The organism is Duganella sp. GW821-FHT01E12, from assembly GCF_059422325.1.
On sequence record NZ_JBWKWR010000010.1, the window covers coordinates 104,593 to 119,409 of the forward strand.

Annotated in this window: 14 protein-coding genes; 6 read left to right on the plus strand and 8 right to left on the minus strand. The window is 65.7% G+C overall.

Going from position 1 to position 14,817, the window contains the following annotated elements; genetic code table 11:
* Positions 1–7: 7 nt before the first annotated feature.
* On the minus strand, positions 8–775 hold the full coding sequence (gene ompR, locus AC07WS_RS23855; protein ID WP_494731462.1) for an osmolarity response regulator transcription factor OmpR: 768 nt from the start codon (positions 773–775) through the stop codon (positions 8–10).
* 265 nt (positions 776–1,040) lie between these two features.
* On the opposite strand from ompR, the gene AC07WS_RS23860 reads away from it, so the two are divergent.
* The 3 genes from AC07WS_RS23860 (at position 1,041) to AC07WS_RS23870 (ending at position 5,375) form a co-directional block, all read left to right on the plus strand.
* Positions 1,041–1,337, plus strand: a complete 297-nt coding sequence (locus AC07WS_RS23860) for a hypothetical protein (RefSeq protein WP_494731463.1) — start codon at positions 1,041–1,043, stop codon at positions 1,335–1,337.
* A gap of 150 nt (positions 1,338–1,487) precedes the next feature.
* Positions 1,488–3,395: a flagellar assembly protein A gene (locus AC07WS_RS23865; RefSeq protein WP_494731464.1), complete on the plus strand. Its 1,908-nt coding sequence runs from the start codon at positions 1,488–1,490 to the stop codon at positions 3,393–3,395.
* A 114-nt stretch (positions 3,396–3,509) separates the two neighbouring features.
* A complete protein-coding gene (locus AC07WS_RS23870; RefSeq protein WP_494731465.1) occupies positions 3,510–5,375 on the plus strand; it encodes a flagellar assembly protein A in 1,866 nt (621 codons plus the stop codon).
* On the opposite strand, the gene AC07WS_RS23875 is transcribed toward AC07WS_RS23870, so the two are convergent.
* The gene (locus AC07WS_RS23875) at positions 5,372–6,268 is read right to left on the minus strand and encodes a LysR family transcriptional regulator (protein ID WP_494731466.1); all 897 of its coding nucleotides are present in this window, start codon (positions 6,266–6,268) and stop codon (positions 5,372–5,374) included. The genes AC07WS_RS23870 and AC07WS_RS23875 overlap by 4 nt on opposite strands.
* 87 nt (positions 6,269–6,355) lie before the next feature.
* Here AC07WS_RS23875 and AC07WS_RS23880 point away from each other — a divergent pair, with 87 nt between their 5' ends.
* Positions 6,356–7,108, plus strand: a complete 753-nt coding sequence (locus AC07WS_RS23880) for a sulfite exporter TauE/SafE family protein (RefSeq protein WP_494731467.1) — start codon at positions 6,356–6,358, stop codon at positions 7,106–7,108.
* Here the strand turns inward: AC07WS_RS23880 and arfB are convergent.
* Together arfB and AC07WS_RS23890 are read right to left on the minus strand one after the other, a co-directional pair.
* Complete coding sequence (gene arfB / locus AC07WS_RS23885) at positions 7,098–7,487, minus strand: alternative ribosome rescue aminoacyl-tRNA hydrolase ArfB (protein ID WP_494731468.1); 390 nt, start codon at positions 7,485–7,487, stop codon at positions 7,098–7,100. The two genes, AC07WS_RS23880 and arfB, sit on opposite strands and share 11 nt — an antisense overlap.
* Complete coding sequence (locus AC07WS_RS23890) at positions 7,484–8,557, minus strand: CaiB/BaiF CoA transferase family protein (protein WP_494731469.1); 1,074 nt, start codon at positions 8,555–8,557, stop codon at positions 7,484–7,486. The genes arfB and AC07WS_RS23890 overlap by 4 nt, the downstream gene beginning before the upstream one ends.
* 126 nt (positions 8,558–8,683) lie before the next feature.
* Here AC07WS_RS23890 and AC07WS_RS23895 point away from each other — a divergent pair, with 126 nt between their 5' ends.
* A complete protein-coding gene (locus tag AC07WS_RS23895) occupies positions 8,684–9,172 on the plus strand; it encodes a chemotaxis protein CheW (protein ID WP_494731470.1) in 489 nt (162 codons plus the stop codon).
* Here the strand turns inward: AC07WS_RS23895 and AC07WS_RS23900 are convergent.
* From AC07WS_RS23900 to AC07WS_RS23915, 4 genes are read right to left on the minus strand one after another with little or no spacing between them, the layout of a single operon-like run.
* Complete coding sequence (locus tag AC07WS_RS23900) at positions 9,169–11,139, minus strand: ATP-binding cassette domain-containing protein (RefSeq protein WP_494731471.1); 1,971 nt, start codon at positions 11,137–11,139, stop codon at positions 9,169–9,171. The two genes, AC07WS_RS23895 and AC07WS_RS23900, sit on opposite strands and share 4 nt — an antisense overlap.
* Before the next feature lie 53 nt (positions 11,140–11,192).
* Positions 11,193–12,080 (minus strand): 50S ribosomal protein L3 N(5)-glutamine methyltransferase, encoded by an 888-nt coding sequence (gene prmB, locus AC07WS_RS23905; RefSeq protein WP_494731472.1) that lies wholly within the window; start codon positions 12,078–12,080, stop codon positions 11,193–11,195.
* A 58-nt stretch (positions 12,081–12,138) separates the two neighbouring features.
* Positions 12,139–13,272, minus strand: coding sequence for a succinyl-diaminopimelate desuccinylase (gene dapE / locus AC07WS_RS23910; protein WP_494731473.1), 1,134 nt, complete (start codon positions 13,270–13,272; stop codon positions 12,139–12,141).
* Positions 13,273–13,274: 2 nt separating this feature from the next.
* Positions 13,275–13,628 (minus strand): arsenate reductase, encoded by a 354-nt coding sequence (locus AC07WS_RS23915; protein ID WP_161096242.1) that lies wholly within the window; start codon positions 13,626–13,628, stop codon positions 13,275–13,277.
* A 268-nt stretch (positions 13,629–13,896) separates the two neighbouring features.
* Between AC07WS_RS23915 and AC07WS_RS23920 the strand changes: the two genes are divergently transcribed.
* Positions 13,897–14,640, plus strand: coding sequence for a choice-of-anchor J domain-containing protein (locus tag AC07WS_RS23920; protein ID WP_494731474.1), 744 nt, complete (start codon positions 13,897–13,899; stop codon positions 14,638–14,640).
* The last annotated feature ends 177 nt before the right edge of the window (positions 14,641–14,817 follow it).

Consider the following 14,817-nt stretch of genomic DNA (forward strand, 5'->3'; position numbering starts at 1 on the left):
CCGCGCCTTAGCGCGGCTGCCCCTCCGGAATGAACACATAGCCCAGGCCCCAGACGGTCTGGATGTACAGCGGGCTCGACGGATCGGGCTCGATCAGCTTGCGCAGGCGGGAGATCTGCACGTCCAGGCTGCGGTCGAACACCTCGTACTCGCGGCCGCGCGCCAGCTCCATCAGCTTTTCGCGCGACAGCGGCTGGCGCGCGTGGCGGGCGAATACTTTCAGCACCGAGAATTCGCCGGTGGTCAGCGGCACGGTCTCGCCGCTTTTCTTCAGCGTGCGCGTGCCCAGGTCCAGGATGAACTGGCCGAACTCGAACGATTGCGGGGTTTCCGACGGCGCGCCGGGGATCTCGTCCGGGCCGCGGCGGCGCAGCACGGCGCCGATGCGGGCCACCAGCTCGCGCGGGTTGAAGGGCTTGGGCAGGTAGTCGTCCGCGCCCATTTCCAGGCCGACGATGCGGTCGACGTCCTCGCCTTTCGCGGTGAGCATGATGATCGGTGTCTGGTCGCCGGCGCCGCGCAGGCGGCGGCAGATCGACAGGCCGTCCTCGCCCGGCAGCATCAGGTCCAGCACCAGCAGGTCGTAGCGCTCGCGCAGCCACAGCTTGTTCATGGCCGTCGCGCTCTCGGCGGTGAAGACGTTGAAGCCTTGCTCGGTGAGGTAGCGCCGCAGCAGGTCGCGCAGACGCACGTCGTCGTCCACCACCATGATCTTGGCCTGGTGGCCATGCTGGTTGGCGGAGGTGTTGCCGGATTCAGTCGTTGTGCTAGTCATGGGGCCTGCCAGATTTGTCATATTCATGTTGCTATGGTAACGTCATATTCGCATTGCGAAAACGTCTGTGACAACCCATTACAAAGTGTTACAAACTTTACCCAATTCGTCTTACCCCCTCAGGTAAAGCATCATACACTCTGGGCATAGATTCAGCTTTTTAGGAACGCCAATGGGCATCGATCACAAAAAAAACTACGCGGCAGCAAGCGCAACTTTTTGCGTTCGATCCCTCCTGGGTGTTCTGCTGCTGAGCGGCGCCGCCATGGCGCACGATACCGCCGGGGAGCGCGAGGCGCCGCGCCGCGAGGATCCACGCGGCTTGCCAGCACGCGAAGCGCAGCCGGTGCGCCAGGAAGTGCGCCAGGCCGAACCCCGCCAGATCGATCCGCGCAGCTACGAGGCCCGCGCCGAGGAACAGCGCCGCGCCATGCAGGACGCCGGCCGCAACGCGGAAATGAGCCGCCGCGCCGGCCGCCTCACGCCGGACGAGCGCCGCGACCTGCGCCGCCAGATCAACGAAGTGGGGCAGGATATTTACGCCAATCCGCCGCGCCACTGATCCAGATGTTATTGAACCAACATTGATCTGTGGCAATAAGTTCACAGTTGTAGCGCCGACGCCACTGAAATCGCTTTCTTTTCCTTATTCTGAGTGTAAGATTCGTTAATTACACGCAATGCCTTTCGGCCGCGTGCCGTTGGAAGGAAGATGGTGGTTCAAGAGCTTGCCCCTGTCGCGCCAGGTGAGGAGTCGCACGCTCCGGGCATCGGCTTGCCTGTCGGTTTGGCCAAGCGGCCGGACGGCATTTATATCGACCTGTCGCTGTCGCCGCTGACGCTGACCGCCGCCATCAACGAGGTCTTCCATTCCCACTGCTATTTCGCCGGCCTGAACTACCCCATCCTGAACAAGGCGCTGTACGGCATCGGCCCGGACGTGGGCACGCCGGGCATGGTGCGGCTGGCGGACGAGCTGCGGGTGATGGCGCCCGAGCGCATCGCGCTGTACAAGAATCCCAAGCTCGGGCGCGGCTACGCCGAATACTATTTCGAGACGCTGTACCTGGAGGAGATGACGCTGCCCGACGGCACCGTGATCCCCGAGCGGCCGACCCGCCTGGATGTCGACGAGTTCGTGGCCGAGATGTGGAACAAGGGCATCCTGTTCGGCATCGAGGTGGCGGCCGTGGCGGCGGCCATCGCCTCCACCAAGGCCGACCGCATCACCGTGGCCACCGAGCTGGAACCGGAGCCGGGCCAGGACGCGACCGTGGTCGAGGTCTCGTCCGACCTGCACCGCAGCGACGCGCCCAAGACCCGTGCCGACGGCCGCATCGACCTGGGCAGCTTCCAGAACCGCTTCCCGCAGATCAAGGCCAACGTGCGGCTGCTCAAGAAGCTGCCGCCGGTGCCGGGCCATCCGGGCTTCGACCTGGGCGGCCGCATGACGCCTCCCGCGTCGCCCAAGGACCTGACGCTGCGCTTCTTCGCCGGCGACGGCACCGAGGCCAGGGAACTGGAGGACGGCGAGTACCTGGTATCGACGCGCGAAGGTTTTTTGAACGTGGACGCCAAGTCCAACCGCATTTCCATCACCGATAAAATCGTCAGCACGGACGGCGTCAGCGGGCGCACCACCGGCAATCTGCAGCTGGCCGGCGCCTACGAGGAATTCGGCGACGTGCAGGAACAGCGCGACGTCACCGGCGGCGACATCACGGTGCACGGCAACGTCTACGGCAACATCCATTCGCGCGGCGGCACCGTGGTGCTGGGCCAGAACCTGGTCAGCGGCAGCGTCGCCAACGCGGCCGGGAACATCACCGTGACCGGCGTGGCCTCCGGCTCGGTGATCCATACGGACAAGGGCGCGGTGCATGTCGGCCGGGCCGAGAACTGCGTCATCTCCGGCACCATCGTGACCGTGGGCGAGGCGTCCAACTGCGAGATCATCGCCGACGAGATCCGCATCGAAGTGGCCGAGGGCTGCGCGGTGGCCGGCCGCAACGTGGAGATCGACAGCGCCGGGCCGCGCCGCCGCACCGAGATGGTGGTGTACGTGCTGGTGAAGGACGTGAGCCAGTTCGATCAGGAGATCGCCGACCTGGAACAGCGGGTGGCGGCATTCGGTGCGGCCAACCTGGCGGCGCAGCAGGAGGCCGAACGCATCGCGGCGGTGCCGGACGTGCGGCGCTACCTGGCACTGGCGGCCAAGCTGCGCGCCCAGGAGCTGCAGCTCAACGCCGAGCAGGGGCTGTTGCTGCGCAAGATCGCCGCCGCGGTGGCGACCGAATTGCAGACCATCGCCAAGCTGCGCACCGAGCTGCAGGCCGGCCAGACGCAGCAGAAGCTGTTGCAGGACAAGCTGGCGCGCGTGATCGAGCAGAAGGTGGAGGCGGCCGGCATCGCGCGCTGCGGCCTGCGCATGGTCAGCGGCGAGACCATGGTGCGCACCATGCCGTTCCATGCCGACGTCGCCGCGTTGACCCAGCTGCCGGCCAAGGACATCAAACAGCGCCTGCGCGGCTCGCCCAGCGCCGGCGAGGTGCTGTTCTGCGACAGCGCCGGTTCGCTGGACTGGCACCTCAACGCGCGCCAGCGCCCTGTGGACGCCTAGCCATGGCGTGTGCACAATGCGCGTGGTTCATGCTAATCTAGATTTAACATTAAAAAGTGAAGAAACCCCGCCCGGCCAGTCGGCGTTTCGACGTACATCTTCCTGGGGATTACTGTGTCCGATGACGCAACTGCGCTGGATGTAAACGCGGAGAGCGAGCTGCCCGCAGCGATCGTCAAGCGCGCGGACGGCGTCTATTTCGCCGGCGACGCGACGGCCGTTTCCTGCCTGGCGGCGATCAGCCAGGTGTTCCTCGGCAGCGCCTACTTCGCCAACCTCGATTACGCGCTGTTCATCAAGTTGCTCTACAACTGCGGCCCGGACCTGCCGCTCAGCATCACCAACAAGCCGTTGATACGCTTCGCCGACAGCATCGAGCCGTTCCACCCGCCGCGCAGGGCGCTGTACAAGTCCGTCAAGATCATCAACGGCGAGGCCGAATACTATTTCGAGCCGGTGTTCTTCGAAATACCGGACATGCCGGCGCAACCGGCGCGGCTCAATTTCGACGAATTCGTCTCCGACATGTGGGTCAAGGGCATACGCTTCGGGATCGACGCGCCGGCGGTGCGCGACGTGATCGCCAGCGGGCGGCTGGCGCGCATCATCGTCGCGCGCCGGCTCAACGCCACGCCGGGCCGCGACGCTTCCATCGAGGAGGTGTCGCAGGATATCCACCGCAGCAACGCGCCGCGCGAGAAGTCGGACGGCAAGCTCGATCTGCAGGCGTTCCAGAACCGCTTCCCGCAGGTCCGGCCCAACGTCAAGCTGCTGCGCAAGGTGCCGCGCACGCCGGGCGTGCGCGGCTTCGAATTGTCGGGCATCGTGCTGGAGCCGCCGGTGCCGCGCGATGTCGAATTGAGCAGCGTGGCCGGCGAGGGCACGGTGATCGAGAACCTGCGCGGCGGCGAGTTCCTGGTGTCGGCGGTGCAGGGCTTCCTCAGCGTGGACCCTTCCAGCAAGCGGTTGTCGATCGGGCCCAAGATCATCAGCCGCGAGGGCGTCAGCGCGCGCACCACCGGCAACCTGCAGCTGACCGGCGAGTACGAGGAATTTGGCGACGTGCAGGAACAGCGCTCGGTCGAAGGCGGCAACATCACCATCCACGGCGACGTGTTCGGCATCATCGCCTCGCGCGGCGGCGACATCGTCTTGAGCCGCAACCTGATGGGCGGCACCGTCACCAACGCCGACGGCGGCATACGGGTGCAGGGCGTCGCTTCCGGCGCGGTGCTGCAAACGAAGCGCGGCGAGGTGAATCTGGCGCGCGCGGAGAGCTGCATCATCTCCGGCTCGCGGGTGGTGATCGGCGAGGCGAGCAACTGCGAGATCATGGCCGATGAGGTGGTGATCAAGGTGGCCGAGGGCTGCGCCGTCGCGGCGCGCAAGATCGAGATCGCCCACGCCGGGCCGCGCAAGCAGAACGAGATGCTGCTCTACACGCTGGTGCCGGACATCTCCAAGTTCGACAAGAAGATCGCCGAGCTGCAGCCACGGGTGCAGCACGCGGCGCACGAGGCCAATCTGCGCAAGGCGGAGATCGACGCCATCACCGGCCAGGCCGAGGTGCGCAACTACCTGACGCTGGCCACGCGCCTGCGCAAGCGCGAGGTGACGCTGACGCCGGAGCAGGAGCCCTTGTTCCACAAGATGGCGGAGTCGGTGGGGCCGTCGCTGCGGGCGGTGGCCAAGATTTCGCTGGCGATGAAGGCGGCGCAGGTGCAGCAGGAGCAGGCGCAGGAAGAGGTGAACCAGGTGCAGCGGCAGAAGGCCGCCGTGATGCGCGGCTCGCGCTGCGTGGTCGAGACGCTGACCGGCGATGTGCTGCTGCGGACCATGACCTTCGTGCCGGACGGCCCGCCGGCGTACGACCGGCCGGCCAAGGAGGTCAAGGCCAAGGTGCGCACCACGGCCGCCGGCATGAGCACCATTTACGCCGGCAGCACCGGGCCGATCGCCTGGGCGCCGGAGACGGACTAGTCCCGCCGCAGCGCCGCGACCAGCTCGCGCGCATACCTGGGCAGCGCGGCGAGGTCGCGCACGCAGATCAGCAGTTTGCGTTCGGCCCATTCATCGGACAACTTCAGCACCAGCAGCCGGTCGGCCGCCGCATGGCGGCGCGCCGCCGTTTCCGGCATCAGCGCCAGGCCGGCGCCGCTGGACGCCATGCGGCATACCGCCTCGAAGCTGCGCAGCCGGATCTTGCATTGCATGCGCAATCCCAGCCGCGACGCCTGGTCCGCGGCGTACTGCTGGAAGGCGCTGTCGCCCGCCAGACCGATGAAATCGTGGCCCAGCGCGTCGGCGTAGCGGATGCTGCGGCGGTTGCGGTACTGGCGCGCCAGCGGGTGGCCGCGCCCCATCGCCAGCACGACGCGGTCGTCGCGGAAGGCGAAGGTCTGCAGCGCCGAGACGTCGGCCGCGTCGCTGACGATGCCGATGTCCGCCGCGCCCTCGGCCACCGCGCGCACGATGGCGTGGCTGAGGCGTTCTTCCAGGTCGATGCTCAGCTGCGGATGCGCGGCGAGGAAGGCGGACAGCGCGTCGGGCAGGAATTCGGTCATGGCGGAGGTGTTGCACAGCAGCCGGATGCGCCCCTTCAGGCCGGACGCGAATTCGGCCAGGTCGGCCTGCAGGTCGTCCACCTGGCGCGCGATGGCGCGCGCGTGGTGCAGCAGGGCGCGGCCGGCTTCCGTCGGTTCCGCACCGCGCCGGCCGCGTTTCAGCAGCGCCACGTCCAGCGCCTGCTCCATGCCGCGGATGCGGGCGCTGGCCGACGGCAGCGCCAGGTGCGACAGCTGCGCGCCGGCGGTGATGCTGCCGCTTTCGGCGACGTGGACGAACAGTTTCAGGTCGGTGAGGTCGAAGCGCATGATAATGGCAAGTGAGGTGTGCCTACGGATTTGGCGAAGCCTGGCTCAGTATATTCCACATTTTCAGCTGTCGCGCGCCGCGGCACAATGGCGCACATGGATACTTCGTTTATATTTATCGCGCTGGTGTTTGCGCTGGCGGGCATGGTCAAAGGTGTCACCGGCATGGGACTGCCGACGGTCGCCGTGGCGCTGCTGACGTTGCGGATGTCGCCGCTGGAGGCGGCTGCGCTGCTGATCGTGCCTTCGTCGGTGACGAATGTCTGGCAGCTGGCGGCGGGACCGGCGCTGTATCCGCTGTGGCTGCGCCTGCGCCCCATGCTGCTGGCGGTGTGTCTCGGCACGGCGCTGGCGGCGCTGCTGGCCGGCGCGCCGGCCGCCGGCCGGTGGAGCGGCGCGGTGCTGGGCATCGCGCTGGTGGCGTATGGCCTGCTGGGCCTGACCGGCTGGCGCTGGCCCGTGGCGCCTCGCGCCGAGCGCTGGGCCGGGCCGCTGGCGGGCGTCGTCACCGGCTTGATGTCCGGCGTGACCGGCGTGTTCGTCATGCCGGCCGCGCCCTACCTGCAGGCGCTGTCGCTGGAAAAGGACGATCTGGTGCAGGCGATGGGGCTGGCCTTCACTGTCGCCACGCTGGCGCTGGCGGTCATGTTGGCAGGCCGGGGCGAGTGGCAGGCGTCGGTGGCGGGGACGTCGTTCCTGGCGCTGCCGCCGGCCGCTGGCGGCATGCTGATGGGGCAGTGGCTGCGAGCACGCATGCGGCCGGCATTGTTCCGGCGCTGCTTCTTTGCCGGGCTGCTGGCGCTGGGCGCGCACCAGTGCCTGCGGACTTTTACAAACTGACCTTGCCGCGCAGCTGTTTGCGCTCGCCGTCCTTGGCCTTGCCGTCGAGCCGCTTGCGCTGCGAGCTGCGGGTGGGTCGCGTGGGACGGCGCACGGTGGGCAGCACGGCCACGCTGTCGACCAGTTCCTGCAGGCGGCGCAAGGCTTCCTCCTTGTTGGCCTCCTGGCTGCGCGACTGCTGCGCCTTCAGCACGATCACGCCGTCCTTGGTGATGCGCTGGTCGCGCATGGCCAGCAGGCGTTCCTTGATGTGCTCCGGCAGCGAGGAGTTGGCGATGTCGAAGCGCAGGTGCACCGCGCTCGACACCTTGTTGACGTTCTGTCCCCCCGGCCCCTGGGCGCGGATGGCGGTGAACTCCACTTCATTCACATCGATCACGGCGCGAACCTCACCGGCTGCGCCACCGACCACGATTCGCCCTCGGTGGCGTGCGCGCGGCGGCCGACGATGTCGCGGAACAGCGGATGCCGCAGCGCTTCCTCGGTGCGCAGCACCGGCGAGACGCAGCAGTCGGCGGCGGCGAAGGCCTCGGTCCATTGCGCCAGCGTGCGGGTGGCGAACAGCGCGTCCAGTTCGGCCTTGAGCGCCATCGCGTCGGCGCCGCCGACCTGTTGGCCCAGCTGCCAGTGGCGCGGTTTCAGGTCGGGCCGTTGCAGCACGTCGCAGCAGGCCTGCCAGAACTTGAGCTCCAGCGCGCCGACCGCCATGTAGCGCTCATCTGCCGTGCGGTAGACGTTGTAGCAGGGGACGCCGCCGGTCAGCAGGTCGCGGCCCGGCGCGGCGGGCGCGCCGTTGTTGACCGCCACCAGCGGCATGATGTTATGGGCCAGCACGGCGGCCGTCATCGAGACGTCGACGAAGCGCCCGGCGCCGCCCATCTTGACCGCCACCAGCGCCGCCAGGATGCCCTGCAGCGCCGACTGTGCGCCGCCCAGCAGGTCGCCCACCTGCAGGTTGGGCAGGGCGGGCACGCCGTCGGCGCCGGCGTTCTGCTCCAGCATGCCCGCGTAGCCGATGTAGTTGATGTCGTGCCCCGCCAGCTGCGCAAAGGGTCCGTGCTGGCCGTAGCCGGAGATCGCGCACATCACCAGCTTGGGATTGCGCTGGCGGAGCACCTGCCAGCCCAGTCCCAGCTTGTCCATCACGCCGGGGCGGAAGCTCTCGACCAGCACGTCGGCCGTCTCCACCATCGCCAGCAGCTGCTCGCGGTGGGCGGCGTCCTTCAGGTCCAGCCGCATCATCCGCTTGCCGCGGTTGACGGCGACAAAGAACTGCGACACCTCGTTGCGCACCGGTCCCATGGCGCGCGCGTAGTCGCCGGGACCGGGGTCTTCGATCTTGATCACTTCCGCGCCCATGTCGGCCAGGTGCATGGTGGCCACGGGGCCGGGCAGCAGGCGTGTCAGGTCCAGCACGCGGATGCCGTTGAGGGGGAGTTCTGTCGTCATGGGTTCATTGTAGCAAACGAACAACCGCAGACCCGGCGAATATTGACGCCGCTCAACGACCGCAGCGGGGGGCAAAGGTAGGATGGCACATGCCTGTTACCGCACGTCCTGGACGAAAGGATCATCATGCCCTCATCGACATTGCAATCCACCAGCGCCGATACCGCCGTCGCGCCGGGCCAGTATCTGGTTTTCCGGCTGGGTGGCCTCGACTACGCGCTGGACTTCAGCAAGGTGCAGGAGCTGCGGCCCTTGAAGGCGCTGGAGCGCTTTTCATCGGAGGGGGAAATCGTCGCCGGGGTGGCGGTGTCGCGCGGCGTGATCATGCCGATCGTCGACATGCGCATCGCCTTCGGGCCGCGCCCGCAGGAACACGATCCGCTGACGGACGTGATCATCCTCAAGCTGTCGAGCTGCGTGATGGGGATGGTGGTGGACGGCGTGACCGATATCGTGCAGCTGACCGTGGGGCAGATCCACCCCATCCCCGGCGCCAGCGCGGTGGAGTACCTGGTCGGCATCGGGGAAGCCGACGGGCGCCGCCTGATCGTGGTCGACATCGATAAGCTGATGTCGATCCAAAAAGTGCAGCTGGGCGCCCGCCAGGCGGCTTAGGCCAGTGCTTCCAGCTGTTCCTGTAGTTCCAGCCACTCAGCTTCCAGCTGGCCGAGATCCTTGGTGAAGAAGGACTGATCGGCCAGCAGCTGTTTCAGCTTGGCCTTGTTGGCGGCGTCGTAGATCGACGATTCGCCCAGGGCCGCATCCACATCGGCTTTCTGCGCGCTGCGCTTGGCGATCTGCTCGTCCAGGCGCTTGATCTTCTGCTCCAGCGGCTTGCGCAGTGTGGCCAGGCGCTGGCGGTCCTCCGCTTCCTTGCGCTTCTGTTCCTTGGTGTTGACCACCGGCGTGGCCGACGGCGGCGCGACCGGCGAGGCGACCGGGAACTCGGTCTTGTTGGCATTGCCGGCGGCCGGCAGCACGTCGGTGCCTTTGCCCATTTTGGTCTGCAACAGCCAGTCCTTGTAGTCATCCAGGTCGCCGTCGAACGGCTGCAGCTTGCCGTCGGCGACGATGATGAACTGGTCGGTGGTGGCGCGCAGCAGGTGGCGATCGTGCGAGACGACGACCAGCGTGCCTTCGAACTGCGCCAGCGCCTCGGTCAGCGCCTCGCGGGTTTCCAGGTCCAGGTGGTTGGTCGGTTCATCGAGCAGCAGCAGATTGGGGCGCTGCCAGACGATCAGGGCCAGCGCCAGGCGGGCCTTCTCGCCGCCGGAGAACGGCGCGATCGAGCTGGTGACCATGGTGCCGGGGAAGTTGAAGCCGCCCAGGAAGTTGCGCAGCTCCTGTTCGCGCACGGTCGGCGCGATCTTCGCCAGGTGCCACAGCGGCGATTCGTCATGGCGCAGCATCTCCACCTGGTGCTGGGCGAAGTAGCCGATGTTCAGGCCCTTGCCCATGGTGGCGTCGCCGGTCAGCGGCGACAGCTCGCCGGCGATGGTCTTGATCAGCGTCGATTTACCCGCGCCGTTCACGCCCAGCAGACCGATACGCTGACCGATCTGCAGCGAGAACTTGATGTTGTTGACGATGGTCTTGTGGGTGATCTCGCCGGTTGCTTCGTTTTCGATCTTGTAGCCGGCGTCGACGTCCTCCATCACCAGCAGCGGATTCGGGGCGCTGAGCGGCTCGCGGAACTCGAACGAGAATTCGGCGGCGGCGCGCAGCGGCGCCAGTTCTTCCATCTTGGCCAGCGCCTTCATGCGGCTCTGCGCCTGGCGGGCCTTGGAGGCCTGCGCCTTGAAGCGGTTGACGAACGATTCCAGGTGGGCGCGCTTGCGCTGCTGCTTTTCCAGCGCGCCTGCGGCCAGGATCATCTGCGCCGCGCGCTGACGCTCGAAGGACGAGTAGTTGCCCGAGTAGCGTTTTAGTTTGCGCTCGTCGATGTGCACCACCACGTTGACCACTTCGTCGAGGAAGTCGCGGTCGTGGGAGATGATCAGCAGGGTGCCGGTGTAGCGTTTGAGCCAGTCCTCTAGCCAGATGATCGCATCCAGGTCCAGGTGGTTGGTCGGTTCATCGAGCAGCAGCAGGTCGGAAGGGCACATCAGCGCCTGCGCCAGATTCAGGCGCATGCGCCAGCCGCCGGAGAAGCTGGCCACCGGCTGCTGCATCTGGTCGATCGAGAAGCCAAGGCCCAGCAGCAGCTGTTCGCCGCGCGACTGCACGGTGTAGGCGTCGGCGTCGGCCAGGGCGCTGTAGATCTCGCCGATGGCGATACCGTTCTCGGACGATTCGGGCTCCGCTTCCAGGCGCGCCAGTTCCGCCTCCAGCTTGCGCAGGGTGACGTCGCCGTCGATGGCGTAGTCGAGCGCCGCGCGTTCCAGCGGCGGGGTTTCCTGCGCCACGTAAGCGACGCGCCATTTGGCCGGGAAGTCGATCTCGCCCTGGTCCGGGTGCAGCTCGCCGCGCATCATCGCGAACAGGCTGGATTTACCGGCGCCGTTGGCGCCGATCAGCCCGATCTTGTCGCCGGGGTTGAGGGTGACATCGACCTGTTCCAGCAGCGGCTTAATACCGCGCATCAGGCTTACTTGAATAAAGCGAATCATTGGTTCTTGTTCTTCTTAAAGAGGGATTACAACTTCAGCTGGTCTGCCGTCAGCAGGAAGACCATGTCGTCGCCGTTGCTGGTGGTGAGCCAGGTCAGGCCCAATTCACCGAAGGCCGCTTCGGCGAATTCGCGCTCGTTGCCGATTTCGACGATCAGGATGCCGTCGTCGGTCAGGCGCTCGGCGGCGCCGGCGACGATCTTGCGCACCAGGTCCATGCCGTCCTTGCCGCCGTCGAGCGCCAGTTCAGGCTCGGCGCGGTATTCCATCGGCAGCTTGCTCATCGACGACGAGTTCACATACGGCGGGTTGGTGATGATCAGGTCATACTTCTTGTCCGGCACATTGGCGTACAGGTCGGACTGGATCAGCGTCAGGCGGTCTTCCAGCTTGTAGGTGGCGACGTTTTTCTTCGCCACTTCCAGCGCGTCGGCCGAGATGTCGACCGCGTCCACATGCGCATCCGGGAAGGCGTCGGCCAACATGATGGCCAGGCAGCCGGAGCCCGTGCACAGTTCCAGCACGTTGGCCACGTTCTCAGGCTCGTTGACCCACGGCGCGAAGTACTGCGGGATCAGTTCCGCGATGAAGGAGCGCGGCACGATGGTGCGCTCGTCCACGTAGAAGTTGTAGGTGCCCAGCCACGCCTCGTTGGTGATGTAGGCGGCCGGCACGCGCTCGTTGGTGCGGCGGTCGATGACGGCCATGACCGAGGCGATTTCCTCCGGCAGCAGCTTGGCGTCCAGGAACGGGTCCAGGCGGTCCAGCGGCAGCTTGAGCGTGTGCAGGATCAGGTAGGCCGCTTCGTCGAAGGCTTCGACGCTGCCATGGCCGAAGAACAGCTCGGCGGCGTTGAAGCGGGTGACGGCGTAGCGCAACAGGTCGCGCGGCGTGGTGAAAGGAGTCGTGTTCATGGCTATCTCGGTAAAACAGTAATCGGTTTGCGCACGCCGCGCCGCCAGCCTTCTGGAATCAGGCCAGCAGGTTTTCCAGCGTACGGCGATAGATATTCTTCAGCGGATCGACAAAACGCAGCTCGATATGCTCGTCGATCTTGTGGATACTTGCGTTGGGAGGCCCGAATTCTATCACCTGAGGGCAGATCTGAGCGATAAAGCGTCCGTCCGAGGTGCCGCCGGTGGTCGACAGTTCGGTGTCGACGCCGGTTTCGGACTTGATCGCGGCCGACAGCGCATCGCTCAACGTGCCGCGCGGCGTCAGGAACGGCAGGCCGCTCAAGGCCCATTTCAGGTCGTAGTGCAGATTGTGCTTGTCCAGGATGGCGTGCACGCGGCGCTTGAGTTCCTCGTGGGTGCTGGCGGTGGAGAAGCGGAAGTTGAAATCGATGATCATCTCGCCGGGGATGACGTTGTTGGCGCCCGTGCCGGCGTTAATGTTGGACATCTGCCAGGAGGTCGGCAGGTAGTACTCGTTGCCCTCGTCCCAGCGTTCGGCCACCAGCTCGGCCAGCGCGGGCGCGGCCAGGTGGATCGGGTTGCGCGCCAGCTGCGGGTAGGCGATGTGGCCCTGTACGCCCTTGATCGTCAGCTTGCCCGACAGCGAGCCGCGGCGGCCGTTCTTGATCATGTCGCCCAGGGTCTCGTCGGAGGTCGGCTCGCCGACGATGCAGTAGTCCAGCGTCTCGCCGCGCTCCTTGAGGAGATTGCAGACCACCACGGTGCCGTCGATGGCCGGGCCTTCCTCGTCGCTGGTGATCAGGAAGGCGATCGAGCCTTTGTGGTCGGCGTGGGCGGTGACGAACTCCTCGCAGGCCACCACGAAGGCGGCGATCGAGGTCTTCATGTCGGCCGCGCCACGGCCATACAGCTTGCCGTCGCGGTGGGTCGGGTTGAAGGGCTCCGAGCGCCATTGCTCGACCGGGCCGGTGGGCACCACGTCGGTGTGGCCGGCGAACACCAGCACCGGCGAGGTCGTGCCGCGGCGCGCCCACAGATTGGTCACGCCGTTCGATTCGATCACCTCGCAGGCGAAGCCCAGCGGCGACAGCAGGTCGATCAGGTGCTGCTGGCAGCCCTTGTCGTCCGGGGTGACAGAGGAGAGGGCGATCAGTTTTTCGGTCAGCGCCAGGGTCTTGGATGGAGTCATGTTCAAAGGTCGAAGATTTGTTTGTACTGGGCGTCGGAGAAGGAGACGGCGAAGGCGCCGTCTTTGTCCAGCACCGGGCGCTTGATTACGGAGGGGAATTCGAGCATCAGCGCGATGGCGCTGTCGTCGTCGACGATGGCGGCCTTGCGCTCGTCCGGCAGGCCGCGCCAGGTCGTGCCTTTTTTGTTGACCAGCACATCGCGCGGCAGGTGCTGGAGCCAGCCGGCGACGATCTCGCGGCTCAGACCCTGCTTTTTGAAATCGTGGAAGACGAAGTCCTGCTGCTGGCCGGCCAGCCAGACGCGGGCCTTTTTGACGGTATCGCAGTTCGGGATGCCGTAGAGGGTAATTTTCATAGGATGGTGAAGAAGTGCTTTGCGCGGAGGAGCAATAGAATACCATGGGGCAGCATAGCCTGGCGGATGGCGGTTCGCTGGCGCGGCTGTTGTTGAAAAGTCACTGTTTTAGTAAAGTTAAAATTTTTGTCATATATCTGTCATTTAATACAATCTTAAGTGATACATTGGAAACGTTGTGGATTGTATTACTGGCCTGCATGGCCAGCTGGCCCAGGTGCTAGATTCCTCCTGGAATTAAATGACGACTCTTTCAACCTTTAAAACTATGAAACTATCCGCTATCGCTTCCAAGGCTGCGATCAGTGCAGCCCTTCTGTGCCTCAGCACCTCCTCGTACGCATCGTTTGTCGAGAGTTTCGATGCCGGCGCCATGCCTGCCGGCTGGGTTACCAATAACTTAAGCACGCGCAACTCAACGGGCAATCCGTGGTCGGTCGCCGGGGGCATCCTGGATGATACCGGCGAGATCGTCGTTGGGCCGCATTCCGGCGACGGCATGGCCCTGGTCAACTACACCTCCGTCGGCGACGGTGGCGTCGGCACCATCAGCAACTGGCTGATCTCGCCGCTGATCACCGGCCTGCGCAACGGCGACACGTTCAGTTTCTACACCACCACCGTGCCGAATTCGGAGTACCCTGACCGGCTGGAATTCCGCATGAGCACGGGGAGCGGCACCAGCGTCGGCAGCTCCACCAGCAGCGTGGGCACGTTCACCACCGCTCTGCTGTCCATTAACCCGTCGGTGGACGTCGGCGGCTATCCCGAAGATTGGACCAAGTACACGGTGACCCTTAGCGGCCTGAGCGCTCCGGTCGACGGGCGCGTCGCGTTCCGCTACTTTGTTCCGAACGGCGGCGCCGCCGGCGACAATTCCAACATCATCGGCCTGGACGATTTCAGCTACGTGTCGGCGGTGCCGGAGCCGGGCAGCGTCACGATGATGCTGGCGGGCGTGGGCGTGCTGGCCGGCCTGCACCGGCGCCGGAAGGCGCAGCGCGCAGCCTGACGACAGCGCCAGAACGCTCCTTGCGCAAAAGCCGGCCACATGGGGTTCATGCGGCCGGTTTTTTTTGGTGGCTGCGCCGCCACGCCCCCTCAGCTTTAGCCCCACTCCCGAGGACTTTAAGCTTACAATTCGATAAATAACATTCTTCACGGAAATATCATTTTTGGCCATCCCCGC